At 67.5% G+C, this 26,450-nt stretch carries 27 protein-coding genes; 1 reads left to right on the top strand and 26 read right to left on the bottom strand.

Annotated elements, in window-relative coordinates; genetic code table 11:
• Positions 1–19: 19 nt before the first annotated feature.
• From QQS16_RS05490 to QQS16_RS05600, 24 genes are all read right to left on the bottom strand, one after another.
• A complete protein-coding gene (locus QQS16_RS05490; RefSeq protein ID WP_286060478.1) occupies positions 20–1,180 on the bottom strand; it encodes a hypothetical protein in 1,161 nt (386 codons plus the stop codon).
• Complete coding sequence (locus QQS16_RS05495; protein ID WP_286060479.1) at positions 1,177–1,560, bottom strand: zinc finger domain-containing protein; 384 nt, start codon at positions 1,558–1,560, stop codon at positions 1,177–1,179. Before QQS16_RS05495 ends, QQS16_RS05490 begins: the two co-directional genes overlap by 4 nt.
• Positions 1,560–1,778, bottom strand: a complete 219-nt coding sequence (locus QQS16_RS05500; RefSeq protein ID WP_286060480.1) for a hypothetical protein — start codon at positions 1,776–1,778, stop codon at positions 1,560–1,562. Before QQS16_RS05500 ends, QQS16_RS05495 begins: the two co-directional genes overlap by 1 nt.
• The gene (locus tag QQS16_RS05505) at positions 1,778–2,425 is read right to left on the bottom strand and encodes a cell envelope biogenesis protein OmpA (protein ID WP_286060481.1); all 648 of its coding nucleotides are present in this window, start codon (positions 2,423–2,425) and stop codon (positions 1,778–1,780) included. Before QQS16_RS05505 ends, QQS16_RS05500 begins: the two co-directional genes overlap by 1 nt.
• 18 nt (positions 2,426–2,443) lie before the next feature.
• A complete protein-coding gene (locus tag QQS16_RS05510) occupies positions 2,444–3,028 on the bottom strand; it encodes a hypothetical protein (RefSeq protein ID WP_286060482.1) in 585 nt (194 codons plus the stop codon).
• Positions 3,029–3,033: 5 nt separating this feature from the next.
• A complete protein-coding gene (locus QQS16_RS05515) occupies positions 3,034–3,327 on the bottom strand; it encodes a hypothetical protein (protein ID WP_286060483.1) in 294 nt (97 codons plus the stop codon).
• A gap of 85 nt (positions 3,328–3,412) precedes the next feature.
• Entirely contained in the window at positions 3,413–3,844 is a 432-nt protein-coding gene (locus QQS16_RS05520) for a hypothetical protein (protein WP_286060484.1), read from the bottom strand.
• A 133-nt stretch (positions 3,845–3,977) separates the two neighbouring features.
• Complete coding sequence (locus tag QQS16_RS05525; protein WP_286060485.1) at positions 3,978–5,063, bottom strand: LacI family DNA-binding transcriptional regulator; 1,086 nt, start codon at positions 5,061–5,063, stop codon at positions 3,978–3,980.
• A gap of 73 nt (positions 5,064–5,136) precedes the next feature.
• Positions 5,137–5,481 (bottom strand): HNH endonuclease, encoded by a 345-nt coding sequence (locus QQS16_RS43475; protein ID WP_353479657.1) that lies wholly within the window; start codon positions 5,479–5,481, stop codon positions 5,137–5,139.
• A 22-nt stretch (positions 5,482–5,503) separates the two neighbouring features.
• Positions 5,504–5,923 (bottom strand): hypothetical protein, encoded by a 420-nt coding sequence (locus QQS16_RS05530; protein WP_286060486.1) that lies wholly within the window; start codon positions 5,921–5,923, stop codon positions 5,504–5,506.
• 146 nt (positions 5,924–6,069) lie between these two features.
• A complete protein-coding gene (locus tag QQS16_RS05535; RefSeq protein WP_286060487.1) occupies positions 6,070–7,272 on the bottom strand; it encodes a hypothetical protein in 1,203 nt (400 codons plus the stop codon).
• 209 nt (positions 7,273–7,481) lie between these two features.
• A complete protein-coding gene (locus tag QQS16_RS05540; RefSeq protein WP_286060488.1) occupies positions 7,482–8,564 on the bottom strand; it encodes an AAA family ATPase in 1,083 nt (360 codons plus the stop codon).
• A 55-nt stretch (positions 8,565–8,619) separates the two neighbouring features.
• Positions 8,620–8,757, bottom strand: a complete 138-nt coding sequence (locus QQS16_RS05545) for a hypothetical protein (RefSeq protein ID WP_286060489.1) — start codon at positions 8,755–8,757, stop codon at positions 8,620–8,622.
• Positions 8,758–9,504: 747 nt separating this feature from the next.
• Complete coding sequence (locus tag QQS16_RS05550; RefSeq protein ID WP_286060490.1) at positions 9,505–9,927, bottom strand: hypothetical protein; 423 nt, start codon at positions 9,925–9,927, stop codon at positions 9,505–9,507.
• Between the two features lie 324 nt (positions 9,928–10,251).
• Entirely contained in the window at positions 10,252–11,160 is a 909-nt protein-coding gene (locus QQS16_RS05555) for a phosphatase domain-containing protein (protein ID WP_286060491.1), read from the bottom strand.
• Positions 11,160–12,245 (bottom strand): RNA ligase, encoded by a 1,086-nt coding sequence (locus tag QQS16_RS05560; RefSeq protein WP_286060492.1) that lies wholly within the window; start codon positions 12,243–12,245, stop codon positions 11,160–11,162. Before QQS16_RS05560 ends, QQS16_RS05555 begins: the two co-directional genes overlap by 1 nt.
• Positions 12,246–12,639: 394 nt before the next feature.
• The gene (locus QQS16_RS05565) at positions 12,640–15,438 is read right to left on the bottom strand and encodes a UvrD-helicase domain-containing protein (RefSeq protein WP_286060493.1); all 2,799 of its coding nucleotides are present in this window, start codon (positions 15,436–15,438) and stop codon (positions 12,640–12,642) included.
• Positions 15,439–15,754: 316 nt separating this feature from the next.
• Positions 15,755–16,009, bottom strand: a complete 255-nt coding sequence (locus QQS16_RS05570; protein ID WP_286060494.1) for a hypothetical protein — start codon at positions 16,007–16,009, stop codon at positions 15,755–15,757.
• Between the two features lie 476 nt (positions 16,010–16,485).
• Positions 16,486–17,130, bottom strand: a complete 645-nt coding sequence (locus tag QQS16_RS05575; RefSeq protein WP_286060495.1) for a TetR/AcrR family transcriptional regulator — start codon at positions 17,128–17,130, stop codon at positions 16,486–16,488.
• 228 nt (positions 17,131–17,358) lie between these two features.
• Positions 17,359–19,266 (bottom strand): AAA family ATPase, encoded by a 1,908-nt coding sequence (locus QQS16_RS05580; RefSeq protein ID WP_286060496.1) that lies wholly within the window; start codon positions 19,264–19,266, stop codon positions 17,359–17,361.
• Positions 19,267–19,442: 176 nt separating this feature from the next.
• Entirely contained in the window at positions 19,443–21,128 is a 1,686-nt protein-coding gene (locus tag QQS16_RS05585; RefSeq protein ID WP_286060497.1) for a vWA domain-containing protein, read from the bottom strand.
• 108 nt (positions 21,129–21,236) lie between these two features.
• The gene (locus QQS16_RS05590) at positions 21,237–22,478 is read right to left on the bottom strand and encodes an AAA family ATPase (protein WP_286060498.1); all 1,242 of its coding nucleotides are present in this window, start codon (positions 22,476–22,478) and stop codon (positions 21,237–21,239) included.
• A 333-nt stretch (positions 22,479–22,811) separates the two neighbouring features.
• Positions 22,812–23,858, bottom strand: a complete 1,047-nt coding sequence (locus QQS16_RS05595; protein WP_286060499.1) for a hypothetical protein — start codon at positions 23,856–23,858, stop codon at positions 22,812–22,814.
• 107 nt (positions 23,859–23,965) lie between these two features.
• On the bottom strand, positions 23,966–24,916 hold the full coding sequence (locus tag QQS16_RS05600; RefSeq protein WP_286060500.1) for a hypothetical protein: 951 nt from the start codon (positions 24,914–24,916) through the stop codon (positions 23,966–23,968).
• A 270-nt stretch (positions 24,917–25,186) separates the two neighbouring features.
• On the opposite strand from QQS16_RS05600, the gene QQS16_RS05605 reads away from it, so the two are divergent.
• On the top strand, positions 25,187–25,657 hold the full coding sequence (locus QQS16_RS05605; protein WP_286060501.1) for a LysM peptidoglycan-binding domain-containing protein: 471 nt from the start codon (positions 25,187–25,189) through the stop codon (positions 25,655–25,657).
• An 84-nt stretch (positions 25,658–25,741) separates the two neighbouring features.
• On the opposite strand, the gene QQS16_RS05610 is transcribed toward QQS16_RS05605, so the two are convergent.
• Both QQS16_RS05610 and QQS16_RS05615 read right to left on the bottom strand, forming a co-directional pair.
• Positions 25,742–25,966, bottom strand: coding sequence for a hypothetical protein (locus QQS16_RS05610; protein ID WP_286060502.1), 225 nt, complete (start codon positions 25,964–25,966; stop codon positions 25,742–25,744).
• A complete protein-coding gene (locus QQS16_RS05615; RefSeq protein WP_286060503.1) occupies positions 25,963–26,274 on the bottom strand; it encodes a hypothetical protein in 312 nt (103 codons plus the stop codon). Before QQS16_RS05615 ends, QQS16_RS05610 begins: the two co-directional genes overlap by 4 nt.
• Positions 26,275–26,450 lie beyond the last annotated feature (176 nt).

Genomic DNA, 26,450 nt, shown 5'->3' on the forward strand with positions numbered 1-26,450 from the left:
ATGGGTCGTGCGAGCACTGTCAGTCCTCGTTCTCCTCTTCGCTGGCCCTGCCGATCTCTTCGTCGATGTACGCCGAGAGGAACTTGCTCGACAGCGGGTCGAAGCTGTACCGCCCTAACCAGCGCTTGAGGTACTCGACGGGCTCAGCGTTGCCGGGTTCGTCACGCACCTTGCCGATAGCCTCGGCGATCCACTTGGGGGTGTCCGTGCCGGGCCACTCCGGCGAGGTGCCCAGGCCGAGCGCGATCGCGTCGACCACGTCGGCGTCAGTGAGGGGCGTGCTGGCGCCGACCGGCGCATACGGGATCTCTCCGCCGAGCCGAGTGGCGACTTCATCCACCGAAGCCAGTTTACTGATCTGCTCTACCAGCGTTCCAATCTCATCCGGCTCACCCGTCAACGCGAGTTCTCCGAGGTCCTCCAGCTTGGTCACCAGGTCATACGACGGCTCCTCACGCAGCGCCAGGGCGAGAGCAACGAACGTTGCCGCCCGGCACTGGGCGTTGGCCGTCTTCAGCGCGGCGACTCGCTGGGTGAGGTCCTGACTCTGTGCCGGGCCTCGACTGAGTCGAGCCCGCAGCCGCTCCAGCTCGGCGATCTCGCTCGGTGCGAGCCAGGCCGCGACCTTCCGGCGCGTCTCTGGGTCGAAGCGCAGCGCCACGGGCCGCCCGTCCTCGGTGACCGCGCCGACCGTGAAGACCGGCTCTTCCTCCGAGGCTGGCTCCATGGCGACGTCGTACCGCGACACGACCAGCGGTTCGGGCTCTGGGCGGCTTCCCTTCTCCTTGGCCATGGCCTGGACGATCGCCCGGCAACGGCGCACCGTGTCGGCATAGGAACCGGCGTTGAACATGCCCTTCAACTCGTCGGGCAGCTTCATCGCGGCGAACTGCTCGTCGACCTCGCGCAGGACCGAGACGCGATCGAGGCGGCGCAGCGCGGCAACGATAGTCTCGGTCGACGGCATGCCGGTGTCGACGAACTCAACATCGGGGTCCATGTAGGCGGCAGCCCACACCGACCAGCCCTTCGCGGTGCCGACCTCGCGGATCTTCACGGACCACTCGCGCAGCAACTCTGCGTCGGAAGCCGCCACCAGTGCTTCGGGCGTCTGGGGGGCGGCGTCGTGCCGCTCGGCCCACTGTCGGAGGATCCCGATGAGTGTGTCGCGGGCGGTCACTGGGTCTTACCTCCCTCGGCTTCGTCGAGGATGAGCGCGGCGGCCTGCTTGGCGGACAGCAACCCGTTCCGCTCGGACACGGCGCGGCGGATCCGCTCGGCCTCGGCCGTGTGGCCGTGGGCGTCGAGCAGCTCGGCGGCGTGCGTGCCGTGCATACCCCGCCGGGTCTTGGTGGCGTCGAGGATGAGGCGGACGGCTGGGTTGCCGTCGATTTGGGCCTGGTTCCATGCGGCGGTACGTCCTCGGTGCACCTGGGAGTTGCGGGCGCGGGTGCCGCCGTGGCTCGTGCACAGTTCGCCGGCCGCCGAGCCGCAGTCCGGGCAGGCGACGGCGAGCGGCGGCAGGTTCTCACGCTGCCAGTCGTTCGGGGTCAGGTCCATCAGGCGTCGCCGCCCTTCTGCCTGGGCTTCCAGACGCTGGCCACCTTGACCCACTCATCGTAGTCGGCGAGCGGCATACCGCCCTCGTCAGCGCTGTGGTCGTTCAGCGCGGTCGCGGCAGCGAGGATCTGGGCAACGTCGTCGCCGATCTGGCGGCCGTCCCTGACGGAGCGCACCAGTTCTTCAGCGCGGTGGTAGTTCTCGGGGCCTGTGGCCATCAGTCGTTCTCCTTTGCGGTGTTGCGCGGCTGGGGTGCGCCGTCGGGCTGATGTGGGCAGCTGGACGTGGCGTCTTCGAGTCCGAGAGCCTGGCGGGCGAGGGCGAGCAGGCTGTCCAGGTCCGGGCCCGCTGCCGGGCGGATGGGCCGCTTGCGCAGCACGGGCACGTCCAGATCGACGCCCAGCAGTTGGCCGGGGTGCTCCGGGTCGGTCTTCACGCGGTACGAGCCGGGTGTGATCCACCAGGCGTCGAAGGCGTCGGCGGGACGTCCGGCACGCGGTCCGTGGCCCGCTTCGGCGACCCCGGGCAGGCCCAACGACGCGGGCGTGGCCCGGTAGCGGGTGGCCTCCCCCGACAACATCGGACAGGCGCGCACGCTGTACGCGAGGCATTCCGGGTGCATGCCGGGCTCGCCGGTGTACCCGACGCGCACATCAGCAGGCCGCACCGCGAGACAGATCCGCTCATTGAAGCTCTGCCCGCAGACCTGGCAGCGCCGTTCGGCCAGTGCCCGGTCGCGCCGGTCTTTGTCGAGCGCCCCAAACAGGTACCGGCCGCCGGCGTGCAGCGTGATCCACGGGACGACCAGGCCGCCCAGGGTTGGACGGCCCGCGCACCGTATCGGCACAGGCAGCTCTGCGGTCACCGGTCGTCTCCTTGCGCGTCACGTGGGTGGGGTGCGTCGCCCTCCTTGCCGGGCCAGTCGTGGGGCCATGGCACGCCACACCAGCAGCGGCGCGTCTCCCGGTCGAAAGGCGGCGCCTCGTGGGCGGACGGTTCGCGGTTGTCGCGGAAGCGGACCCGCCGCCACTTCGCGGCGGCCGAGTTCGCCGCCGCGGTGACGGCACGCTCGCGCTTCGGGTCGGCCACCGCGCTCAGTCCTCGAATCCGGGCAGGCCGCGGGTGTCCAGGCCCATGGCGGACGTAGTGGAGTGCAGGTGGGCATGGCCTCGTTGAGGAGTTCCGCGGCCTCCTTGGCGTTGGCCAGGGCGGCACGCATGTGTTTCACGGCCTCGTCGGCGTCGCCGCCGCCGTCGATGGCCACGCGGCCGTGCACGTACGTACGCATGACGGGGTTGATGGCCTGTTCGAGGGCCTGGGGCAGCATGCTCACCAGGTGCGAGAGGGCGCCGAGGGCGGTGTATGAGGCGCTGGGGTACGCCCAGCCCGTGCCGGTGGCGCGGGAGGCGTGGTTGAACTGGCGGACGTTCTTGGCCGCCTGGGAAAGGCTGTAGGCGGGTTCGGTCATGGTCGTTATTCCTTGGTGCCGGTGAGGTCGTCGGGGGTGCAGCGGTAGCCATCGGCGGCGAAGGACACCTCGTCGGGCACCGGGCCCTGGAAGTGCTCTTCACCGGGCTCGTCGCCGTCGGCGTGGGCGTCGATCCACTCATCGGCGGCCTGCTCGGCACCGAAGGCGCGCAGCAGCTCGGCGAGCGTCTCGACCTCGGCACAGTTGAGGGCGGCGGCCACGTCGGAGGTGAGCCGACAGCACCAGGTGTCGGTGAAGGCGTGCGCGACGTCGGCCGGGATGGTGACGGTGTCGGCCATGGCGGGCTCCGGTGGATGGGTGGGGCCCGGCTCCGCGGAAGCGAGTCGGTTGGGTCGCGTGTCCGGCCGCCGGGCTGTCGGGAGGTCAGATGTGGCAGTCCACGACGACGACCCAGGCGTCCTCGGGCAGTTCGTCGAGGTAGGCGTTCGCGCGGGCGTTGTAGACGATCCGGTCGTCCTCGGTGTCGCTGCTCATGCCGAACCAGCCCATCCGGCCTGGCTCCAGCCAGCGGCCTTCCAGGTCGAGCAGTGCGGAGCCGGGGACGGCGGCCTCCGAGACGTGGCGCACGTATGTCTCGCGGTCGATGGAGAACTCGCCGATCACGGCGTTGTGCCAGCGGAACTCCTCGGACTGGCGGGCCTTGAGCACGCGGGGCTGAGACCCGTAGTCCTGACGGGCCCGGTCGATGGTGTAGCCGTCCGTGTCACCGAGGTGGCGCTCAAGGAAGTGGGACCAGGGCTGGGCGTCTGGCAGGCCGTCGACGAGCGCCGTCCAGGCGTCGTACGGCTCGCTCACCTCGGCGGTCTTGATCTTCCCGAGGGCGTCGAAGTCGAGTTGTCCGCGCGGGCCGCCCTCGACCCGACCGGGCTCGCCCTTAGGGCCCCAGGCGCTCGCGCGGGCCTTGGGCCCGTCGGTGACCGCCCGTACCCTACCCCTCCTCCGGCCACCGCGGCGGGCTGACTGTCGTGCGCGGCGCGCGGCGCTGGGACGAGGTACGCACGATCAGCTCGGTCGGTATCACCTGCTCGACCGGGTGATCAGAGTCCACCCCTTCGATGGTGTCGATGAGGAGCTGGACCACCGTCGTGCCGATGCGGCGCGGCTTGAGGGACAGTGTGGTGATGGGCGGTTCGGTGCTGGCGTAGACGGTGGATTCGCTGCAGCAGACCAGAAGCAGGTCGTCCGGCACCCGCAGCCCGTAGCGGCGGGCGGCGGCGAGCAGGTCGGTGCCGTTGGGATCGAACAGGCCGTAGACGACGTCGGGACGGTCGGACCGGGCCAGCAGCCGGTCGGCGGCGACGGCGCCCGCGCACGGGTCGTGCGCCGGGTAGGCCTCGTACACCGGATCCTGGCCCACGCGCTCGCACCAGTGCAGGTAGGCGGTGGTCGACAGATGGGTGTAGGTGTCCGTGGTGGTCCCGGTCAGCAGGCCGATGCGGCGGGCTCCGGCGTCGGCCAGGTGGTCGAGGATGCCGAGGACGGCGGCTTCGTGGTCGTTGTCGACCCAGGCGGTGACCGGGAGCGTGCCGGCCGGGCGGCCGTCGGAGACGACCGGTAAACCCTGGCGGACCAGTTCGCTGACGACCGGGTCCTGGTCGGACGGGTCGATGACCACGGTGCCGTCGAGGGCGACGTTCGACCAGACGTCATGGCGGGAGGTCGCCGGGAGGATGACGAGGGCGTAGCCGCGGGCGAGCGCGGCGGAGGTGGCGGCCCGCGCCATCTCCGCGAAATACGCGAACTCCGTGAAGGTGAAAGGTTCATCCCCGTACGTCGTCACGGTCAGACCGATCAGTCCCGACTTGCCGGTACGGAGCGTGCGGGCCGCGGCCGAGGGGCGGTGCCCCAGTCGGTCGGCGACCTCGCGGACATGTCGTCGGGTGGCGTCCGGGAGCCGGCCCTTCCCGTTGAGGGCGTCGGAGACGGTCGTGATGGAGACTCCGGCGGCGGCGACGTCTCTGATGCCCGCTCGTCCCGGCCGGCTGCCTCGCCGTGAGGTTTCCGCGCGGCTCACCTGGTGCTTCCCTGCGTGCGGGTCGTCCACAGAGCGCTATCCATGAGTTTGCTCCTGATGTGTGTCGGGGTGGTCAATACTTCTTGCGCCGGCGCGCGAGACGCCAGCGGTAGAGGGAGGTCGGCACGCGGTTGGACTTCCGCCGGTTGTGCCGGCGGCAGAGCATCTGGCCGTTCCACAGCTCAGTCGCCCCGCCGCGGCTCCAGGGGTGTATGTGATCGGCCTCGGTTCCCGGTGCCGGGCACCGGAACCAGAGGGGCGGTTTGTGCTCGCACCGGCCGTTGGCCTGGCGGATGAGTTGCTGCTTCTGGGGCCAGCTGAAGAGCCGGGTGGGATCACGCCAGCGCCGCTTACGGCCAACGCCGGCGGCGAGGCACAGGATGCCGAGCGCGGCAACGGCTAGGCAGGCGAGCAGCACAGTCGGGCAGGCAGCATGGCGCTCAGTGCAGGTCGTTGCTGAAGGAGATCAGTTCACGGGCTACGACCAGGACGCCGGCCCAGCCAGCTGCTTCACAGTCGTCGGTGAGCCGCCGGACTTCAGTGCCCCGCGAGAGGTTCACGCTGCGGGCTCCATCGTGGACCTCGACCATGACGTAGGGCTCGTCGTTCTCGTTAGCGAGGACGGAGGTGTCCAGCCCAGGGACGAGTCCGGATTCACGCAGGGCCATCGCGACCAGATGGACGGTGGCGTTGAAATGCTCCGAGTCACAGAACGGTGTGGTGCCGTCTTCGAAACCATCGGGATCGATCAGCGGAATGGCTGCGAGAGCTGCTCTCTTCAGGGCCCGGGTGATCTCCTCGTGGGGCTTACGGTGCTCTGCGCTTATGTCGAGCTGGGAGACGATGGGACACTTGGGCATGGTCGAAGGTTGCTTTCTGCATTGGGCGAGCCGGACAGCGAACTTCCGAGGAGACCGGAGTGGCTCCTCGGCGGTTCGGATGGGACGTCCTCAGAAGTCGGGTCGGCGTCAAGCACGTTGGCTCCGTGGGTCGGTCGGGGGTGGGGTCAGGAGTGGCGGGGAGCGGCCTGCCGGTCGTGGAAGTGGTCGATGACTGCGGCTGCGGCACCTTCGGGGGAACGGTAGGACTCGGTGATGCCGGGGCCGGTCCAGCGGCCGTCCACCGTGCGCTGGATAGGGCCGGTCTCGCTGTCGCCGACGCGGACCGAGCGGGTGCCGGCGTCGGACTCGGCGCCCAGATCGGCGTCCTGAAGAATGTGGAGGATCGTGCGGACGCTGCCGTGGCGGCCGGCGTCCTCGAGCAGGAGGGCGGTGGCTTCCAGGCGCGCGCTCGTGTCGGTCGCAATGTTGGACAGTTCCTGCGCCAGGGCGTGGACTTCGGCCGCCGTGTCGGGGACGGCGCCGTCGACGCTGCGGGCCGCGGTGGCCAGTTCGTCCAGGGCGGAGGCGGTAGTACGGCAGACGGACCGGTTCTTCGCGCAGGGACCGCTCGGCAGCTGGGCTGCCCCATCGTCGAGCGCGCGGAGGGCGGCGTCCGGGAGGGAGGGAAGAGCGTGGAGGCTGGCCTGGAGGTCGCGGTAGGTGCGAAAGGCGGTGGCGAGGGCCTGGTCGGCGGCATGGGGGTCGGGGAAGGGGCCACCGAGGTTGGCGGGGGGCGCCGTAGCGGTGGCGCGGAGGCGGGCTGCGGCCAGTTCGGTGAAGGCCAGCAGGCGAGCGAGGGGGAAGGCCATCCATTCGCGCTCGTCACCGGTGGCCTGGGAAAGCAGGGCTCGGGCGGGTTCACGGATCTGGTCCAGGAGGCGGAGGACGCGCAGGCATCCGCTGCGGGTCCCAATGGCGAAGTGCTCCCGCACAATGGCCTCCAGGCCGTCGAGGATCGCGGCCACGTACTCCTGGCGCAAGGCGTGGAAGAAGTAGGCGCGGGCGGCCGAGTCGACGATCTCCTGGCGCTGGCGAGGGAGACGGGCGATCGCGGCCCGGGCCTCGGCGGCGCCGGCGTACGGATGCGGCTCCGTGCCAGCCGGGCCGTGCAGGGCGAAGTGGAACACCGCAACGTCCTCCGCCGCCCGCAGCGCGTCCGTGCGCCGGGGGCCGGTGTCGGCACCGGCGTGGCCGCGGTATCCGCCGCCGGCGGTAGCGACATGGCCTACGACCAGGTCGTGGGCGTCGACGACGTCGGCCGGCGCGGAGTCGTCGGCGGGCGGGCGCAGCCGGAACTCCGGGAACGCCTGGAGGACCTGGCTGTTCATGTATCTCCTCGGGTGGTGGCCGCCGGACCGGCGTGGGTTGGATGCGCCGGCCTGGGGTGGCGAGCGGATGGGTCAGTTGGAGGCGCTCAGGGCCGGGCAATTTCGGCGGACTTCCTCGCGGGCCCACTTCTCCAGTGCGTCGACGTGGGCAATTCCGGAGGAGCGCCAGAGGAACGGCGTCTTGCCGCCGCGCTCGATCAGCTCGGTCCTCAGAAGTCGATGGAGTACTTCGGGGGACGGCGCAGGGTCACCGAGGCGGCGCTCAAGTCCTTCTTGCCGTCGGGCGACTTGTCGTCCTCGTCGCGGAGGTCGGTGAGCGTGAAGGCACGCGCCAGGAGCAGGTAGCCGTCCTCGGACGGGACGGCGTCGCGCATGCGGAACTGCAGCCCGGTATCGGTGTCCCAGTCGTTGATGGTCTGCAGGCTGTCGCTGTCGAACAGATCGACACGACCGTCGAAGACGTCGGTGTTGCCGTCATCCCAGACGATGTGAGCCTCGACCCGCGAGCTTGCGTGCTCGCTGCGCTTGATGTTCAGGTCCCCGATCACCTCGGCGAACGATTCGCCCAGGCGCAGCTCGAAGGCGATCGCGCGCAGGTGGTCGAAGTTGATGTCGTACTTCCGGGAGAAGTCGACGATCTCGGCTACCTGCTTCTCGGCCACTCCGGGCACCTGGTCGCGCAGGTAGGTGGCAACCGTCTCGGGCTCGGGGTAGGCGAAGCGCATGTGGTAGTGGAAGCGTCCGGGGCGGTTGAGCATGTAGTCGTTGACGCGCTGCAGCTCGTTGACCGACAGAACGTAGAGGCGCTTCGTCGTGCTCAGCCCGTCGAACAGGCTCAGGAACTGGTTCTGCGACTCGTCGTCCTCGTTTGAGAAGATCTTCTCGAACTCGTCGAAGACGACGACAACTTCGCCCAGCTCGTCGAGGAAGGCGGCCAGCCCCGGCGTGTCGTGCTGCACGAGCACGGTGGGCAGCTTGTGCTCTTCGCGCATCCGCTCGGCGAGCAGGCGGAGCATGAGGCTCTTACCCATGCCCTTGTCGCCGGAGAGGATGACGCCGAGCGAGCGGTCCATGGCCGAGTAGCCGGTGACGATCCGCTGCACGCGAGAGGCGTGGCTGCCGTAGACGGTCTCCTCGGCGGATGCCAGCGGCTCCGTCTGGCGCAGGCTGTAGCCGGTCATCTGAGAGAAGGCGATCGTGTAGGTGGCCACGGGCAGATCAGCGAAGGTCTGCACGGAGTCCCCGTAGAGGCGGAACTCCCCGCCGGAGGCGACGATCGTGGATGCGGGCATGAAGACTTCTCGCTTTCGCGGGAGTATGTGGGTGGTGGTGGCAGCACAGCGGTGCTCAACGGATGGGCAGCACACTGCTGTCCGGGCGGTAGACGCCCTCGTTCTCATCGAGCACGGACTCGGTGAGGGTGACGGTGGCCGGCATCAGGAGCGTCGCGACGAGCGCGGCCAGGCGCTGCTCGTCGGCGAGCACGATCTCGGTGACGGCCCGGCACAGTGAAGAAGTGCTCGGCGCGCTCGATCAGGCTGGCCGTGCGGGAGGCGCGGTCGGGGAAGTGCTCGGCGACCGTCTGACCGGGTTCGTACTTGGTGATGACCGAGTAGAGCGTCTTGGGGGGCCGCGCTCTTCTTCGCGGTGGCGCTCGCATAGAGCTGGACGCCCCACCCGCGGCAGAGCTTGGCAAGGGCGTTGACGACCTCGTCCGGGGTGACGCAGAGATCCTGAATGTTGCTCTGCCGCTGTGTGATGTAGGCGTTGTGGAGATCGCAGATCTGGGCGGCCCTGGTGGCCGTGATGATGTCGGCCAGGACATCGGAGTCCGTGAGGATGCCGACGCACATGCGCCGGCCACCTCGCCGGCGTCGATCAGAGCGCGGGCGGCGTACGGCGGCGCGGCGGGCCGGGGACACAGGGACGGAGGCGCGGCACGGCGGGGGACGGCGGACGGCAGGGCCACGCGGACCAAGCTGTCGACCGCGAGGTCTCGTGGTTCAAAGCCCGCCCCCGCTACGGAAACTTCGGCCCCTGCAACGTTGCAGGGGCCGAAGTCGTGCGCGGGTCCAAGTTCCCGGCCGCGTGCCGTGAGGCACCAGCCGCCCCGGACCCATCCCTACTCGTCGACGTCGAGCAAGGGCCGCGCGCGCTCCAGGGTCTCGACCTGAGACGAACTTAAGACGTCGTTGGTGTCACCGTGGCGGGCGGGCGGGGGCGGGTTGTGCATCAGCTCTCCGTCGCGGTCTGCGGCGTCGGGGAGTTGGCGCTGACGAACTGGAGGAACCAGTCGGGCACCTGGCCCAGCTCGGCGTTGTAGCGGGTCCAGATCTCCCGGACGGGAAGGCGGCCCAGGAGCTCGTTAGGCAGGACCACGTGACCCGTCACCTCGATGCTGTGCCAGCGGGGCGCGGCGGCGCCGTCCTGAAACCAGCGGATACGCAGGCGGGCGGGCCGGACGCGGTGGCTGTCCTCTCCGTCCTCGATGGTCAAGTCCGGGCCGCACCGGCCCTGCCACACCTTCTCGTAGGTCCGCTGCGGAGGCTTGGCCGTCCCCACGTCGTCGTACTGGACCACCTCGTCGCACCGCTCCGCACGCAGCGAGGGCGTGAACGGCGCGGGCGCGCAGGGGATGTCGGTCGTCTGCTTCACGTCTTGCTTCCTCTCCATCACAAGGGGCGGTCTGGGCGGGGTGCTGCCGGGGCGGTTCGCCGCGGCAGCAGGCCGGGGGTCAGGAGGTGGCGTAGCCCACGAACAGCCAGGTGCCGTCGGCTGACCGGGATTGCACCAGTCGGCCCCCGCTTGTCGCGGATCCCCTCGTCGTCGGTGTTCAGAAGGTGCACCAAGTACTCCTCGGCGGCGTCCGGGGTCAGAGGGCTGTCCGCCACCAGGACGAAGTCGTCCTTCTCGGCGAACGTCCCGGTGTAGCCACGGTGTCCGAACTCGCTGCACGCTTCCGCCCTGGTGGCCGCGACGTCAGAAGTCGCCGTCGTCGACCTGAAGGACGGTCAGCCCGATGGCCCTCCACGCCTGGACGACCTGAGTGCGGTCGTCGAGTACGCAGGTGACGTTGTAGGTGTCGCGTACGTGGGCGTCGAAGAGCTCGACCTTCACGATCGAGTCCTTGCGGGAGTCACCGGTGGGCCGCATGAAGGGCCCGTCGTACGGGACGCCGACGTGCAAGTTCAGCCATGCCTCGGTGGCGGTCCGGCAGCTGTCGGTGCGGCCGGAGAGGAACACGATGCGCTGGCCTGCCGAGTGCAGGGCCTGCACGACGCTGATCACCGGAGCGTTGGGGAGGTCCTGGTGCACCCGGGTTTCATCGAAGGGGCTGCGGCCGTCCATCAGGGCGACGGTCCCGTCGATGTCCACCAGGACGGCCTTGGGGCTATCGGGCTTCGGCTCGTACTGCAGCCTCATCCGAGCGGCCGCGCGGCTTTCCTCCGGCAGGGGAAGCGGCGACGACTTCCCCGCCAGGAAGCGCTGGTGAAGGCCTCGGATGGTGTCCTCTCCAACGGACGCCTCACGGGCCGCGTCGCGCTCCAGGCACGTGTCCAGCGGTACGTGGGTGAAGTCGTGTACGTCGAGCGCGGCGCCGGCGCGGTTCGCGAGGCGGGCCAGGTCGCGGGCGACGCGCTGCGGCAGGTTGGTGTCGTCGCAGATCACGTCGTAGCCCTGGCGGAGCAGCTTGAGGATCGTCGCGTCCCGGACTGCCATCACGCGCTTCTCGGTGATGCCCTTGATGTGCTCGCTGGAGTCGAGCATGGCGCGCAGGTCGTCCCGGTTGACGCGTACCCGGCCCGCGCGGTTCTCGGCGGTCCAGGTGCGCGCCCAGGTGGTCTTGCCGCTGGCGGGCAGGCCTCGAGTGAAGTGCAGTGTGGGCATCAGGAGTTGTCCTCGGTGGCGTTGACGGGCCGGATGTCGGCTTCAGGCCGCAGGGTGTGGAAGATCCGGGCCGACGGGTCGCGGCCGTCCAGGAGCATGAACAGCCAGGCCCGCATCGGCGAGCGGCTGGCGAGCACGGCGTACTCCTTGCGTGTCCGCCCCTCCGGCAGCGCCTCCACGATGCGCTGATGCTCTTCGAGGGCCTCAGCGAGGATCTCGTTGCACTGCTCCGCCAGTTCTGCGGCGACGTCCCTAACCCAGTCGTGGAACTCGTCGGGCAGGCCGTCGCAGATCTCGGCCACGGTGTCACCCGCGCCGAGCCGCTCCCAGACCGCGCGGGCGTTGAGCCCGGTGATGATCCGGTGCAGTGCCACGTAGTCGTCCTGCTTGATCTTGATCATGGTGTTGTCGTGGCCGGGGAAGCGCAGCACGAAGCCCTCGGCGCCGGGGCGCGGCGACGCGGCCAGGGCATCGGCGAGTGTGTTGAAGGCGAAGGTGTCGACGCGAGGGCCGTCCCACGGCAGCTCATCAGCGGGCAGCGGCGTGCCGGTGGCGATGTCGACGCCGCCGAGGAGGACAAGGTCGTCCAGGGTGCCGTAGTCGCAGACGATCCGGTTTTCCGGGAAGATGATCTCGAAGAGGTAGGTAACGCCGGGCTTGATCGACGCGGTGTCGGCGTAGCGCTCTTGCCAGATCTGCGTTGCGTGCAGCGCCTGCTCGGAGGCGAACGAGCCACGGGGCGCGATGGCATGGCCGCCGTCGGGCAGCGGGTAGAGAATACCGAGCGAGCCGTCGAGCTTGTCGGTAACCAGGACCTTGTCGTCCAGGTCGAAGGTGCCCTCGGGGTGCTCGGAGTAGTTGAAGAACTTCGCGTACGGACCGGCGAGGATCCGCCCCTGACGGTCGGTGATCAACCCCCGGCACTGCCGGGTGACCTCGTTCCACTCTCGCTCGAACACGGCCTTCTCCGCGTAGTTGAAGATGCGCAGCGGCAGGGTGGGGTGGGTCTGCTCACGGACGTAGCCGGCGTCGAGGCTGCGGGCGAGAAGAGCGGGGTCGAGCAGGTCATCTATGTGGGAATGCATTGCCTCTCCTGAGCTGGGGCGGAATGACCGATCGTCCACGTGAGTCGGCGCTTGGCGCCTGCGGATTTCTCGGGGCTGGAGCGCCTCCATCTGTCGGACATGGGGCCTTCCGGCCGTCGTGCTGGCAGCTATCGCGGGCAGCGCAGCCGCTGCTCGGGCGACTCGTAGTGGTCGTGGAAGACGATCCTGGTCCTGGTGGCAGATGATCCGGGCGTAGGTGGCCGGCGGGCCGGGGGCGAGCTCGTCGGAGTAGCCCCGTGTGCCAAACGTGATCACGGCGTGCCCCGTCGGGCTGCTTCATTCAGGGATGTGAAGTGCGGAAGCCCGTAGGGGCGGGTGTTCTCGACAATCGAGAACACCTGCCCCTGCGGCATGGAGTGGTGGCGGCGGTTGGTCAGACGGCCGCAGTGACCGCAGAGCGATCGTCGGTGTTGCCGGGAGCAGCACTGTCGTTGTCGTCCAGGAGGTCCGGATCGATACCGAGGGCGCGAGCGGCGTTCCTCTTGTCGCGCTCGGTCAGAGCCGTCACGATCTGCTCGTAACTGCTCTGGATCGGCGGGTTCTTCACGGTGCCGTAGCCGAGTACGTACTGGCTCTTCATGGCACGGGTGAAGGCGACGTAGAACATCCGCTTGACGTCCTGGGTCATCTTCGTGTCCTCCCTGTAGAGGACGACAGCGTTGTCGAATTCGAGACCCTTGGCACCGTGGATCGTCGAAACGACCAGGTCGGCCTTGGACTCGAGGTTCTTCCGCTTCCGCTCCTGGTTCTTCTGCTTGTTGATGTTCAGCTTCTGCTGGTTCCGCTGAATCTCGAAGGAGAGCAGGTTGTCGCGCAGCCGATCGAAGAACGCCACGTGCGTGAGCGCGCCCTGGTGGCAGAGCGTGACCCAGCCGTTGATGGTCGCGCTGTTCTCGATCCACCACTCGGAGATCGTGCGCAGGATCGCCTTCTCAACGTTGGCGTTGGCAGCGTTCTTCGTCAGCTTGCCCATGTTGTCCTTGATCCCCTGGGAGACCACGAACGCGGCGTTGGCCGGCGGTGCCTGCAGGACGTCGTTCCAGAAGAACTTGATGTACTTCGAGAAGATGTCCGTGGCGTAGACCCGATCGCTGACCAGAGAGGCGACGTGGCGGTCCGGGTAGCGCTTTTCGAGCACATCCTGGATCAAGGACACCTCGCGGCGCGAGTAGGCCAGGAAGGCCACCTGCTCGCCCCGGTCCAGGCACTTGCCCACGTAGTCGGGGATGACCGTGTTACGCACGATCGCCTGCAGGTCCTGGGTGACGAACCCGGTGAGTCTGGCCACCTCGCGGTACTCCAGGGTGACCTTCTCCCGGAACGAGTCGGCCGTAGGCATGGCGAGCGAGTTCGCCTGCAGCTGGATGTTGGCGAACTGGTTGGTCTCCAGGCCGCCGAGCACGACGTTCGCGAAGTCCAGGATCTCCTGGTTGCTTCGGTAGTTCGTCGTGAGCTTGAAAGTCGCGAAGACCCCCGAGCCCTCCAGCGTGTTGAGCGCGCGCGGGTTCGCTGAGCGGAACTCGTACAGCGTCTGCGAGGCATCGCCGACGATGAACAGGGACTGAGCGTGCTTGGTGATGTACTTCAGCACGTAGATGAACTCAAACACGCTGTTGTCCTGCACCTCGTCGATGATGAGGTACTTCGACTGCACGTGGGCCGGCTCGGCCATGTCGTCGATCTTCTGGTAGCAGATGATGATCTGCAGCTCCAGCGACGTCTGCTCGATGCGGTCGAGCAGGGCGATCACCTCGTCGAAGTGGCTCTCGACGAAGGTGTTCAGGGCCGTGAAGGCACCGGTCCTGTTCTGGTCGACCTCCAGCAGGCGGTGGCGGAACGTCGCCGCGAACTGGCTGTTCGGGTAGAAGATGTCGATCGAGTTGATGATGGTGTCGATGGCCGAGACCTTGTGCCTCGGGTGGTTCATCGAGTAGATGTCGATGATCATCTTGGCGATCGTCATCGAGCCGACGTCCGGGTTCTTCTCCGTGATGTTGTCGGCTGCGGCGTTGGTGAACGAGAGCACCGTGATGTCCGAGGCGGGGACGCCGCAGGCTTCGAGGTACTTGATCCGTTCGAGGATCACGGTCGACTTGCCGGTGCCGGCTCCCGCCTGCGTCATCACCAGCGGCTCGTGCGTGGTGAGCGCGTCGAGCTGCTGCTTGGACAGGTGGGGCGGCAGATTCGGAGGCGTGGCCGGCTGCGCAGGCACGATCAGCTGAGGCTTCATCTGCTCCAGGTGGTCGAGCGTGCGGTTCATCAGCAGGCTGAGGTTCTGCTTCGACAGCTTCGTGGCGATCCGGTCGGAGAAGGTCGCATCCAGCTGCTTGTGGATCTGGCGGTAGGCCTCCAGCGGGACGTTGTAGTTCTCCAGGTAGCGTAGCTGGACGGCGAGCATATTCAGCTGCTGCTCCGTCGGGCCCGCGGGCATGTCCTGGATGTAGCGGCAGACCTCGTCGGCAATCACCTCGGAGTCCCAGATCTGGGCCAGGCGCGTGATGCGCTCGTAGATCGAGTACTGGCGCATCCACTCGTCAAACTCATCGCCGAGGTTGGAGGCCGTCAGGCCGGCGAATGTGAGCACGTCCTGGACGTAGTCACGGGCGTTCTCCAGCGGGCTGGTGTCCCACTGCAGGAAGACGGCGGCGTCGTGGTTGCCGTAGCCGGCCGAGCGCGAGACAGCGGTCGCGTACTCCGGGTCGGGCAGCCCATTCTTGAAGAAGTACAGCTCCATCCGGTACTGGATGACGAGGTCGCGCGTGGACTTGCCGCCGGACTTGTCCTCGTAGAACACGAGCGCCTGCGGGGTCATGTCGAAGGCGACGTCCCAGTCGTCGAATCGGCTGGACGCGGTGTCGACAGCGAAGCGGTCGTCGGCGTTCGGGCTCGGCAAGGTGAAGGACCCGCCGGCGTTCAGAGCGCGCCGCGTGATCGGCGCGAGCGGGATCGACGTCGTGGTGATGTCATGCTGCGTCGAGCTCTGCTTGACCTCGATATCGGTGGCCATGGCGTAGGCGGTGTTGGTGGCAGTGTTGATCGGCACCAAGGACTCGTTGAGCAGGCCGATCTTCTTGCCGTTGCCGGTGAGCTTCGAGGAGAAGAACTTCGGGTCGACGGCCTTCTGAGCAACGGCATTGGCCGAGAGGTCGAGGTCATCAAGCAGGACAGGCATGTCGCTGCCTTTCTTGAGTGGATTGAGAGGCGGATTGATAGAAGGCATGAATCACGCCGCATAGCAATTCCTACAAGAGGTTAACAGCAAGTCGAATGCTCGAAGGTGAGCGAAGAGCACAGCGACAGGGCTGGGCCATGGGGGCGCACGTACGAACACGGGCGGGGCTCTCGTCAGCCGGCGAGCCCCGCCCGTGTTCCTCTCAACCCACCCGTCAGGGGCCGTTAGGCCCCTGAGTCCGGGGTATGTGGCGAAGCCACGCCCCGGACACCGCGCGCTACCCAGGCGCGCGGTCGTTCATCAGCGGCAACTCACCTCACGTCGAGGTCGACTCCGAGCGGCGCCGGTCGGTTCCATCGACGGCAGCATCGTCGGCATCGAGATCCCAGGGACAGGCCGTGACGAGGGATCCTGCGGGATCGACCTCGATCAGGCCAAGCATGAGGCCCAGTTCGCGGAGTTCATCGGTGCTCCCGACATGGGCGGTGAGGTTCGTTCGGGCCGCGGCGGAGAGCTCCATGGCTCGCTTTCGGTGCTCTTGGAGCAGAGGTTTGGGGAGCATGGTGGACATGGCTGTCCCCCTTTCTGAGCAATGAGGGCGTGGGGGCGAGGTACGTCGCTGGCGTGCTTCAGGAAGACGAACGGCAGCAGATAGTCCTCGATATTGGTGCGGGCTCAGCGGGCCGCGCAGCACCTCGGCGGCGCCCAGCAGGTGCCTCTCGAGCTGAGAGAGCGACAGTGGCATGACGGACGTCCTTTGCACGGCCCATGGGCAGTGGAATCAGTGGTGCCCGGCCGGGAGGCGAGGCGCCGAAGTCGTCTGGTGGGGAAGGGCGGTCCGGCCAGGTGCGGGCTGGCCCGAGCCGTCGCTGGCCCGTGGCCGCCCGATCAGCGTGTCGATCACATTGGCGATCACGGCCAACGCGGCACTCCCGAGAGGGTTGTGGCGGGTACCCGGCCCGTCTGGGCCGGGGTTAGCGCACCACGTCACTACCGCGAGCGTGTCGCCGGTCGGACATCGCGTGCTCGACTCGCGTCCCTGACGGGTCACGCAGTCGGCAGCTGGACGGCGACGGTTCCGCCGGACACGGCCCGGGCGATGAGTTCGACCAGCATCTGGCGAACCACCTGTGAGTCCGCTGTCTCGGGGTTTTGGTGCCCGGCGGCCGCGGCAAGCAGCACCGTCAGCGCCTCGGCCGCGGCGAAGGAGTCGTCCGTCGCGCCGGGTGATGACGGACGAGCGGTGATCGCGTACTCCAGGTGCCCCAGGAGACCGGAGAGTATGCGGCGGCGGATCTCGGCGAACCGGCTGTCGTCCTCGGCCGCCCGCAGGTCGACCACCCGCAGGACCACCTCGTGCTCCCGCCAGAACGCGAAGAAGGCGTCCACCGTGCTCCCGGCCGCGTGACGCCCGCCGCCCCACCAACTGTCGATCTCCGCGTAGATCAGTCCGTCGCTTCCCTCCTGCGCCACGGGCCGGGCCAGCTCCAGGGCGGCCGCGTCGACGTCTGCGAAGTACTGATAGAAGGTCGCGGGCGAGGTACGCGCGCGACGGGCGACATCGATCACTCTCGTCGCGTGATAGCCGTGCTCGGCCAGCAACTCCTGGAGACAGAGCAGCAGTTGGCTGCGAGTCTTCAGACCGCGTGCCCCGATCGGGCGCCCTGCGGTGCTCCGGATCTCCTCGGTCATGTCACTTCCTGTTCGGTGGGGTGGCACCGGCCCGGCCCCTCGGAGCCGGGCCGGCGGCGGCCGCTGTCTGATCCAGGCCCGGCCGCCCGACGCGGGAGCGTGTTCGCCCCCGCGATGCTGGTCAGGGCCGGGCCAGCGCCGCTGTGATGTCGTCGACGGACTTGACGCCGAGCGCTCCCGTTCCGGAACATCCGGAACGGGAGCGCTCGGTGCGATGTGGACGGCTGCTCAGTCATCCGAGGGGGATGCCGAGGCTGTGCCGCCGGTCTGGGCAGCGAGCAGGTAGTCCTCGATCCAGGTGCGAACTGCCTTGCGCGCCGGCCGCGCACCCTGGGAGTCCACGTAGGTGGTCTCTTCGATGGCGCGCAGCTCGTCGTCGGGCATCGACGCGGGAAGCGCCTGGGCCAGCCGCGGCTTGGCCTCGACGATCCGTTCACGCTGCCGCTCGTAGTCGGCGGCCATGATCTGTCGGTAGGTCTGCCGGTCGATGGGGTTGAACCCCACGACCAGTGAGAACCGGCCCAGCAGCTCGGCGTCGAAGAACTGCTCCAGTGCCTTGTTGAGGCTCTGGTTCGAGATGGTCTTCGGGTTGTTGCCGAAGCCGATCATCTTGCCGTCGAGCGAATCACGGGCGGCGTTGGTCGTGCAGATGACCAGGGCCTTGGAGAAGTCCAGCATCTTGCCATGGGCATTGCGGATGTAGCCTTCGTCGAATGCCGAGAGGAACAGGCGCTGCACGGCCTTGTCGGCCTTCTCGAACTCGTCGAGCAGGATCACCCGGTGGGGGTTGGACTCCAGCGTGTCGAACGGGAGCTCCTGGTTGGAGTCCGATCCGACATAGCCGGGAGGTGCGCCGATGATCTTCGACGTCGACCACTCGCTGTGGAATTCGGTCAGGTTGAGGATGATCGGCTCGGTGCCGGTCGTCTCCTCAGCGATGATCTTGACCGCCTCGGTCTTACCCACACCCGAGGCCCCGGCGAACAGCCACGTCGTGGGCGTCTTCGTCGGGAACAGGTCGAGCTCTTCGCGGGCCAGACGGTCCGTGAGCTTGGCGAGCACGTCGTCCTGGCCCTGCAGGCGGCTGGTGAGCGTGGCGCTCAGCGCGGCAACGTCGAGGTCCTTGCGCTGGGCGTTTCCGGTCATCAGGCGCTTGGCCACATCGAGCACACGGGTGCTCGTCAGCGGCACCTGCGGGATGGACCGCAAGGTCTGCGCGAGCGCCGTGTCGCCGGCGACCTCGGCCTGGACGATGAGCTTCTTCTGCTCCAGGACCCGGTCAGCCATCGCCCGGTCGAGCAGCGTGATGGCGTTGTCCGGACGGTGCTGGCCAGCCCGGGAGTTCGCTTCGGCGATCTGCACCACCGAGGCCAGGACGTCGTCGGAGACCCCGATCTGGTGACGGTAGTGCGCCATCAGGCCGGGCCGGACCGTGGTCATCACGGCCAGCGTCTGCTCCACGCTCAGCTCGTCGACGATGAGCCGGGTGAAGCGACGGGCGAAGGCCGGGTCCTCATCGAAGGCACGAGACTCCGTGCTGGTGGTCGCACCGATGACGGACATGTCGCCGCGGGCCAGGGCCGGCTTGAGGATCTGCGAGATCTTGCGGCCGACGGCGTCGCCATGGCTGCCGGACCCTCCGGTGATCTGGTGGATCTCGTCCATGAACAGGATGGCCTTGTTCTTGGGGTCCGAGGCGAACTCGACGATCGCCTTGACCTTCTCCTCCAGCGAGCCGACTATGCCGGTCCCGGCGATGATGTTGGTGATGGGCAGCTCGTAGATCGTGTAGTCCTTGAGCTGGTCGGGAATGAGGGCGTCGCCGAGCGCGATGCGCCGTGCAATGTCCTCGACGATCTTCGTCTTGCCGACGCCGGCGGAACCGACCAGCAGAGCGTTGGGCTTGGTCTTGCTGATGATGACCGAGAGGACCTGCCCGATGAGCGTGTCACGGAACATGGTCGGATCGGCGTTCTTGAACTTCTCGTTGTAGTCGACGAGGAGCTCCTTGACGTCATCGGCGCTGCCACCGCTGGACGGCAAGGCCGCGGACGGGAACTGCGGAGGGAAGCCACCGCCACCGCCGTTGCCCTTGTCGTCGTCGGAGCCGCCGGGTGTGAAGTTGCTGAGACCCATCGGGTCCTCCTTCGGTGCGGGTCGCTCGGCGTGGTGGCGCGCTGGGTGGATGCGCCACGGTGTCCCGAGCAGGGATATGGATGAGTGAGAGGGAAAGTCAGGGGTCGCCAAGAGCGTTGCGGGCCAGGGGAGTTGGTTGCACGGCACCGCTCTTGGCGGTTCTTGGGGCAGCAGGGTCAGACGACCATGCCGAGGAGCTTCTGCCGGATGCTCGGATCGATGTGCTGCATCGAGTCGGCGTAGCGTTTTGCCAGGTCAACCATGAACGACCAGTCCATGGCGGAGCACGGTGCGTAGTACAGGTTCTTCGGGTGGTCCTGGCGCGTGGACGGCGGCAGCCAGTCGAAGTCGGTGACCACGAGCGAGAGCCTGCGCTGGCGCACGCGGCTGGCGTTGATGTACCGCCAGATCTGGGTGTACTCCGTTCCGCCCGACACCTTCGGGATCCTGCGGAACTCCTTCCAGATCTGAGTCGTCGACTTGTTCTCCGTGCGCAGCATCACCTCCTGGGACAGGAAGTGGCTGAACGAGTTGAAGTACAGGTTGATGTTGAGCTTCTTGGCGATCCGGATGAGCATCATGACCGCCTCCTGGTAGTTCTCCTCGGAGATCGAACCGGAGGTGTCGATGTAGATGTGCAGGTCGGGCATGTACTGCACCGAGGTGATCCGGCCGGGCTTGTTGCAGTCGTCCGGGTCCCGGCGGTTGGCCTTGAGGAAGGTCGCCTTCGTTGTGCGGAAGATGTTCTGTGACTTGTTGACCTTGCCCATCCGGCGCAGCACCCGGGTGATGTCCTTGAGCAGGTCGAGCTTGCTCGGCGGCTGCTTGCGGAACGCCACCTGGGCGCTACGGCTGCCAGGCTGGCCCGGTTGCTGCGTGGCTCCCAGGGCGGCGGCCCGGGCGGCGGCCCGTGGCAGCGACGTGAGCTTGGACAGCGACGTGTTCGAGACGACCTTCACCGGCGAGGCCAGCGACTGGTTGATGAGGTTCCACTCCCCCGTGATCTTCGCCGCGGTGGCCCGGGCATGGGCCTCGACGTTGACCAGGACGAGGGAGCGCGGGCAGAACAACTCCCCGATCGTGAACGGCAGGACGCCTGTGTCCAGGGCGGTGTTCTGCTGGCTGGCCTGGACCCGCTGCTGCTCGATGTAGTTCATGAGCATGTGCACGAGCACGCGGGCGAAGGAGTGCTCATCGTTGGCGTCAGAGTCGTCCTTGCGCACCAGCAGCGACTCGGTGAGCCCCTTCAGGGACAGGGCCGTGAAGTCGTTGAGCAGCTTGGTGGTGACCAGCGGCAACGCACTGGCCATCGTCTGTGTCTGCTGGGACAGCCAGATCTTGAAGTCGTCGAAGGCCGCGGAGGACTGGAACCAGAACCCGAGGGTGTCGGGGTGGAAGGTGTAGGCGATCGAGGCGAAGAAGGCGCTCTCGTCGCCGGTCCCCGCCAGCAGAGCCTTCGCGGCCGGGAGGACATCAGCCTGCGCGGTGTAGAGCACCCGCGGGGAGGGCGCGGGCATCTTGTTCTGCTGTCCGGCCTGGACGGCGAAGAGCTCGGCGACCGGCAGCGGTGTGCCCTGGTCGAAGTTGATCAGGGTCTGCCCGAGCAGCTCCTTGACGGTCTGCTCGCTGGCCACGTTCAGCGTGTCGCCGAGGCAGCTCAGGACCAGATCCGGGATGTTCCCCGTCAGATCAGCGCCCTGGGCGTCGATGATGCTCGCCGGGGCGTTGGGGTTCAACGGCTCCAGCAGCGGGTCGATGAGGGTCTGCTGGATCGCCGGCATCGGGTCGTAATCACCGGTGCACGAGATGGTGTGCAGTGCGTCGAGTACGGCCGGCTTCTGGTTCGTGACGGTGATCGTCATGGGTCGTGGTCTCCTTCTGAGGACAAGGCAGCGGCAGAACGCCGCCGGTGGTGGGGAGTTGCAGCAAGGACTGCACCGCAGTAGTCCCCACCACCGGTGAGCGAGCGATCAGAGGAAGGCCGAGAGGACCGGCTTGGCCTGGTTGACGATCGGAGCGTCGATCTCCATGAAGGCCTCGAGGTTCTGGCGGTCGATCTGCTGGCTGGTCACCATCTCGATGAGCGTGCGGGTGTGCTCCGGCTCGATCTGGGTGATGGCCTGGGCCAGCTGCTCGATGAGGCGCGCGTTGTCCTTGCTCTCCTTGAGCGCGTACAGCAGCGACCCGGACTTCTCGTTGTCGGTCAGCGTCGCGATGACCGCGGCCATGTCGGTCATGGTCGCTGAGGCCTTCAAGCTCTGGTAGCAGTTCGGCTTCGGGACGTTCACCCGGTTCTGCTGCACGCCGCCGACGTTGCTCGCCAGGTCCTGGGCGATGGTGGCCACGAGCTGCGTGGTGAACATGGTGTCCCCGACGTAGGCCTCGATGGCCTCGTTCAGCAGCGAGGTCTCGCGGTCGCCGATCTGGATCGGGGTGGCCAGATACTGCGCCAGCTGCTGCGGGTCGGCCGCGTTGAGCCACTTCGACAGGTTGTCGATGGTGCGCGGCGTGGTGAGCTGGTTCATCTCCTCGCCGCCGTCGAACAGATCGGCCATCGTGACGTTGCCGTTGTCGTCGTCGTCCTGGCCGTCGGCGACGATGGCCTCGGGCGTCGACTTCTGGAAGACGAGCCCGGGGGCTTGCGTGAGCACCGTCTTCACCCAGGGGTTCATGTTGTCGCCGAGGACGGACATGAGGGTGGCGGCATCGGGCTCGACGTGAAAGATCGCGAAGCGGGACAGGCTTGCCTCGTCGAGCGAGGTGACGTTGCCCCTGTCGTTGCCGGCCACGACGATGCGGACGTTCTTGGGCAGGTCGACGTACCCCATGCGGCGCAGCGTGACCAGGGTCAGTGCGCCGGAGGTGACGTCGGAGGTGGTGCGGTTGATCTCGTCGAGGAAGAGGATCGGCCACTCGCGCGGGTTCTTCTCGGCGTAGTCGATGCACTCCTGGATCACCTGGTGCGGGTAAAAGACCTGCTTGTAGCTCTGCGTGCCGTCGTCCTTGGTGTACGGCACCAGGCGCGCACCGGTGAGGTCTGCTTTGTCGGCGAGCTGGTTGCACGGCAGCGTGAAGGCCTGCGTGCCCATGGAGTAGGCCAGGTCCTCGACGAAGCTGGACTTGCCGATGCCGGGTTCGCCCATGAGAGCGGGCGTCGCGCCGACCTCAAGGGACTGCTTGATGAGGGTCGTCAGGGTGTCGTTGAACTTCATGTCGACGTCTTTTCTGTGCGTGGGCGAGGAAGAGAGAAAGACAAGAAATGTCGGAGGACGGCGCTGCTGCTCTCGGCGTCGCCGAGGCTGCATAGGCCGTGAAGGGTCCTGTGGCGCGGGCCGCGCCGTCGGAGCCTGGCGGCGACCTGCACTCCCACCATTGGTAGCGATGGAGCCCCGCTGCACATCGCCACCCGATCGCGCTCCGCGCGATCCAGCACTGTCCTCCACCTGTGCTCGGCCCCGCCGCAGCACCCGTCACCCACCCCACCCGTTGCCGGAGGCAGCAGATGAACCAGGAGCAGAAGCAGCAGCAGGAACAGGCACAGAGCGTCAGTTGGTCGACGAGGAACGGGCCTCGCGGTCGGCCACGAGCGCAGCCGCCCGGTCGAGGAGGAAGGGCCGGCCGTTGCGCCGCTCGCGGTGCTTGGGGCGCGCAGGGATGACATCGACCGCCGCCTTGTAGAGCAACCACGCGGTGTCGCCCGTCGAGTACTCGACGCCGAGGGCGCTGTAGGCGCGCAGTTGCGTCCGCATCCAGCCGTAGAGCGAGGCGAGAACCGAGAATTCCCAGCGGGACATGTCGTGGTTGAAGTCGCCGGGATCCCGGAGCTGATGGCGTGCACTGGCCAGGGCCTGCTCGACGATCGCCTGCGAGTACGGGATGTCGGGCATGTCCTCGGTGGTGTCGACAGCTGATGCTGAAGCACCGGAGCTCTCGCTGGCGTTCACGGCCAGTTGCGCGTAGAGGTCCTCGATGGAGGCGAAGGCGGGCACATTAGTTGCTGTGTTGACGTGAGCGACGATGCGATCGGGCACCGGCTGGCGGGTGAAGGTCGACCAGTGGTCCAGGAGCAGCTCGTACCAGCCGTGTTCCTCACGCAGGACACGCTTGCCGGCGGCTACGGGGAAGTCGTGGAAGTTCTTCGGCAGCGGCATGACGAGATGGAAGCCCTGGCCGGACATCGACAGCTCCGAGTAGCGGATGCCCGGCAGCCGCAGCAGGTCTGTGGCCACACCTGAGGGGCAGTCGGCCTCGATGTCGAGGACGAGCAGCCCGTCAGTCTGGGCTTGGAGGTAGAAGGCGGTGTTCGCGGCCTTCGGTATCGCCGCGGTGAGTTCGTCGAGAGTGAGCAGACAGGTCTCGTCCAGGGCGAAGGCTCCGCGTAGTGGGCCGGCGTGCTGACAGCTGGAGGTGCAGCCGGCGAGCAGGTGCCGTACGTCGATCGGGGCCTTGCGCTTCGGCGGCTTGGTGGGATCGTCAGGGGTCTCTTCCCCGATCTGTCCGGAGATGGTCCACCGACAGGCACTGGCGAGAGTGCGGATCGCGGGGTTGCCGTAAAACTGCGGGAACCAGGCATGGGGGTCGGCTGGAGTCATCGTGGGACGCACGCTTTCGATCGGAGGCGTCAGGAGGGGAAGAGAAAGACCGAACCCCCGTACTGCACGGATGCGAGTACGGGGGTCTCATCGATGGTCAGCATGGATCAGCCCTGGTAGGTGATCCCCGCCTGCTGGGCCTGACCGGAGCCGTTCCAGGGGCCGGTGGCCACGGGCGAGCCCACCGCCGAACCGGCGTCCTTGAGGGAGGCGTTCTCGGCCTCAAGACGCGCGAGCTTCTCCTCCAGGGTCTCCTGCTGGGCAGGAGCCGGAGCGGGAGCTGCGACCGGAACAGCAACCGGAGCAGGAGCAGCAGCGACGGGCGCAGCCACGGCGGTCACCGGGGCCTGAGCCTGAACGGGAGCCTGCGCGGCCACGGCCACCGGTACGGACGCCGGCTGCGGGGCCGGGAAGGACAGGCCGTCCTCAACCTCTCTCGCCACCGGGACAGCGGCGGCAGGGGCAGCACTGGCAGGAGTGGCCTGAACGGGACGTGGCGTGCCGTTGAGCACGATGCCACGCGCAGCCAGCTCAGCCTGGTCGATGCCGCCGGCCTTGTAGTATCGCGGCGCCTCGTGGACGATCACCTGCTCGAGGGCCAGGCCTCGGTTGTTGAAGTTCTTCGGCTTGTAGGTGCGCAGCACGAGCGTGACGTCGAGGCCCTGCGCGAGCTCCTGGCCGGACTCGTCCTGGTCGTAGGTGCCGTCGCCCTTCGGAGAAGGGATCGCGATGACCGGCAGGGTGCTGCCCTTGGAGTCGATGGAGTAGTTGGGTCCGGTTTCGGGCCGCTTCGAGGAGTCGTAGCGGCGCTCGGAGACGAACTGCTCTTCGAGGGTGGGGTTGTTCGGATCGGCGAACTGGACCTCGGCGTGAATGATCGTCGCGGTGGTGTGCGGCTTGCCGACGGGGCTCATCCCGTTCTTCGTCTTGCGCTGGTCGCTGGCAACGAGCTCCGCGCCTTCGATGAGGCGGGCGAGTACGGCGAAGCCGAGCTTCCCGCGGATGAAGACGTTCTTGCCCTCGGTGATCTGGCTGGCGGAGATGGAGTAGTTTGCCATGGTGATGCGGTTCCTTCGTTCGGTCTGGCGGTCGGTGACTCAGGGGTCCATTGGGGGCTATCGGACAGGATTCGGACTGCCATCCCATCTCTTATTATATCAACTTCTGTTCGGCTATCAGTAGAATGTCGATGTAAGACATGAATGGCTGTGTACGCTATTCGCAGAGGAGTTGGGACAGGGATGATGGCTACGATTCAGAGGCCAGTGGGGACGGCGTTGAAGCCGTCGGCGCAGACGAGAGCAGCTGCCGGGAGTCACGCCGGCCCGATGGGCTTCGGCAACGGACCCGTCATCGCCGCCAGCATCATGGTGGGCGGAGCGACGCTCTTCGCCGGATGGGGCCTGACGCAGCTCGCGACGTCCGACGGCGGCATCATCCAGGCACTGCAGGGCAATCACGCCCCGGTCGGGGCACCGGTGAATCCCGGCGAGAAGAGCGCCGGAAGCGGCAGCGCCCAGCAGCCGAGCGGGGGCGGCACAGGGAAGCAGGACGAGAACGGGGCAAGTCAGGATCCGACGCCGGGTCGCGGCGACGAGGACAAGCCCAACGGATCAGGTGCACCGGCCGAGGCGAAGCCCGTGCCGAAGGCGAAGCCATACACCATCAAGCCCGGCGATACGCTCACCGCGATCTCGGGGACGACGGGGGTGCCGATCGGCATCCTGGGCGAGACGAACAAGATCCAGAATCCGGATCTCATCTACGCGGGGGCCTCGCTGCTCATCCCGCCGGTGTGACGACCCGGCAGGGCGGCACTGCCGCATGCCGAGCCTGATTCGATGCCCTGATCGCCACGAGGCGGTCAGGCCATCGTCGTCTTCTCAGGCGGAGGACTCTGCTTCCCGGCGGGCTTGCAGGTCCAGCAGTCCCGTGCGCAGCTGCTCAACCTCGTCGTTCATGGACCGGACGTCATCCGGAGCGTAGTCCTGCGGGTATTCGAGCTTGTAGTGGCTGAGCGGCTCGATCTTCGCATCGACGAGATCGAGCGCTGCGCTCAGATCGAGGACGTCGTCCAGCGTGAGCCCGGAATCGGCGGAGGCGGTCACGCTTCGGTCCTGGGCTCTGCCACCCAGTCGCCGCTCGAGGTCGGGGGAAGGTTCTGGATGTCCAGCCAGCGGTTCATCGCTTCATCCTGGTCGGCGACGCCGTCTGCTTCTTTGTGCAGGGCCAGAAGCGTGATCCACCCGGTGGGGACGAGGGTCGCGATCTCGAACTCGGCCGGGTCCAGACGCTGGACGACGCGGTAGAGACTTCCCTCAGGGGCCTGCCAGATCGTGGTCTCGCCGCGGTAGACGCCGGCGCGGCTGCTGTGGAACTTGACCGTGAGGTCCTTCATGCTCAGCGGTTTGCTCATGGTTGCTGCTCCTGGACGTCGAAGGTGGCGAAGACGAACTGCGTGGTCTCGTAGGGCTCACCGCGAGGCGTCACCCGGGACCGGCGTGAGCCGGTCCACGGCATGTCTCCCCGCAAAGCACTCGACCTGGGTTCGACATCCGGATCACCTGCGCTGATCCCCTCCCTTGTTGCGAA

The sequence above is a fragment of the Streptomyces sp. ALI-76-A genome (genome assembly GCF_030287445.1).
Taxonomy (GTDB): Bacteria; Actinomycetota; Actinomycetes; order Streptomycetales; family Streptomycetaceae; genus Streptomyces.

Bases quoted from the DNA above. Each gene is read 5' to 3' on its own strand.
- QQS16_RS05580 (WP_286060496.1), bottom strand. From the start codon at position 19,266: ATGGGTCTCAGCAACTTCACACCCGGCGGCTCCGACGACGACAAGGGC.
- QQS16_RS05495 (WP_286060479.1), bottom strand. From the start codon at position 1,560: ATGGACCTGACCCCGAACGACTGGCAGCGTGAGAACCTGCCGCCGCTC.
- QQS16_RS05595 (WP_286060499.1), bottom strand. From the start codon at position 23,858: ATGACTCCAGCCGACCCCCATGCCTGGTTCCCGCAGTTTTACGGCAAC.
- QQS16_RS05530 (WP_286060486.1), bottom strand. From the start codon at position 5,923: ATGCCCAAGTGTCCCATCGTCTCCCAGCTCGACATAAGCGCAGAGCAC.
- QQS16_RS05555 (WP_286060491.1), bottom strand. From the start codon at position 11,160: ATGCCCACACTGCACTTCACTCGAGGCCTGCCCGCCAGCGGCAAGACC.
- QQS16_RS05585 (WP_286060497.1), bottom strand. From the start codon at position 21,128: ATGACGATCACCGTCACGAACCAGAAGCCGGCCGTACTCGACGCACTG.
- QQS16_RS05565 (WP_286060493.1), bottom strand. From the start codon at position 15,438: ATGCCTGTCCTGCTTGATGACCTCGACCTCTCGGCCAATGCCGTTGCT.
- QQS16_RS05540 (WP_286060488.1), bottom strand. From the start codon at position 8,564: ATGCCCGCATCCACGATCGTCGCCTCCGGCGGGGAGTTCCGCCTCTAC.
- QQS16_RS05575 (WP_286060495.1), bottom strand. From the start codon at position 17,130: ATGACCGAGGAGATCCGGAGCACCGCAGGGCGCCCGATCGGGGCACGC.
- QQS16_RS05570 (WP_286060494.1), bottom strand. From the start codon at position 16,009: ATGTCCACCATGCTCCCCAAACCTCTGCTCCAAGAGCACCGAAAGCGA.
- QQS16_RS05600 (WP_286060500.1), bottom strand. From the start codon at position 24,916: ATGGCAAACTACTCCATCTCCGCCAGCCAGATCACCGAGGGCAAGAAC.
- QQS16_RS05510 (WP_286060482.1), bottom strand. From the start codon at position 3,028: ATGACCGAACCCGCCTACAGCCTTTCCCAGGCGGCCAAGAACGTCCGC.
- QQS16_RS05615 (WP_286060503.1), bottom strand. From the start codon at position 26,274: ATGAGCAAACCGCTGAGCATGAAGGACCTCACGGTCAAGTTCCACAGC.
- QQS16_RS05500 (WP_286060480.1), bottom strand. From the start codon at position 1,778: ATGGCCACAGGCCCCGAGAACTACCACCGCGCTGAAGAACTGGTGCGC.
- QQS16_RS05515 (WP_286060483.1), bottom strand. From the start codon at position 3,327: ATGGCCGACACCGTCACCATCCCGGCCGACGTCGCGCACGCCTTCACC.
- QQS16_RS05560 (WP_286060492.1), bottom strand. From the start codon at position 12,245: ATGCATTCCCACATAGATGACCTGCTCGACCCCGCTCTTCTCGCCCGC.
- QQS16_RS05590 (WP_286060498.1), bottom strand. From the start codon at position 22,478: ATGAAGTTCAACGACACCCTGACGACCCTCATCAAGCAGTCCCTTGAG.
- QQS16_RS05605 (WP_286060501.1), top strand. From the start codon at position 25,187: ATGGGCTTCGGCAACGGACCCGTCATCGCCGCCAGCATCATGGTGGGC.
- QQS16_RS05535 (WP_286060487.1), bottom strand. From the start codon at position 7,272: ATGAACAGCCAGGTCCTCCAGGCGTTCCCGGAGTTCCGGCTGCGCCCG.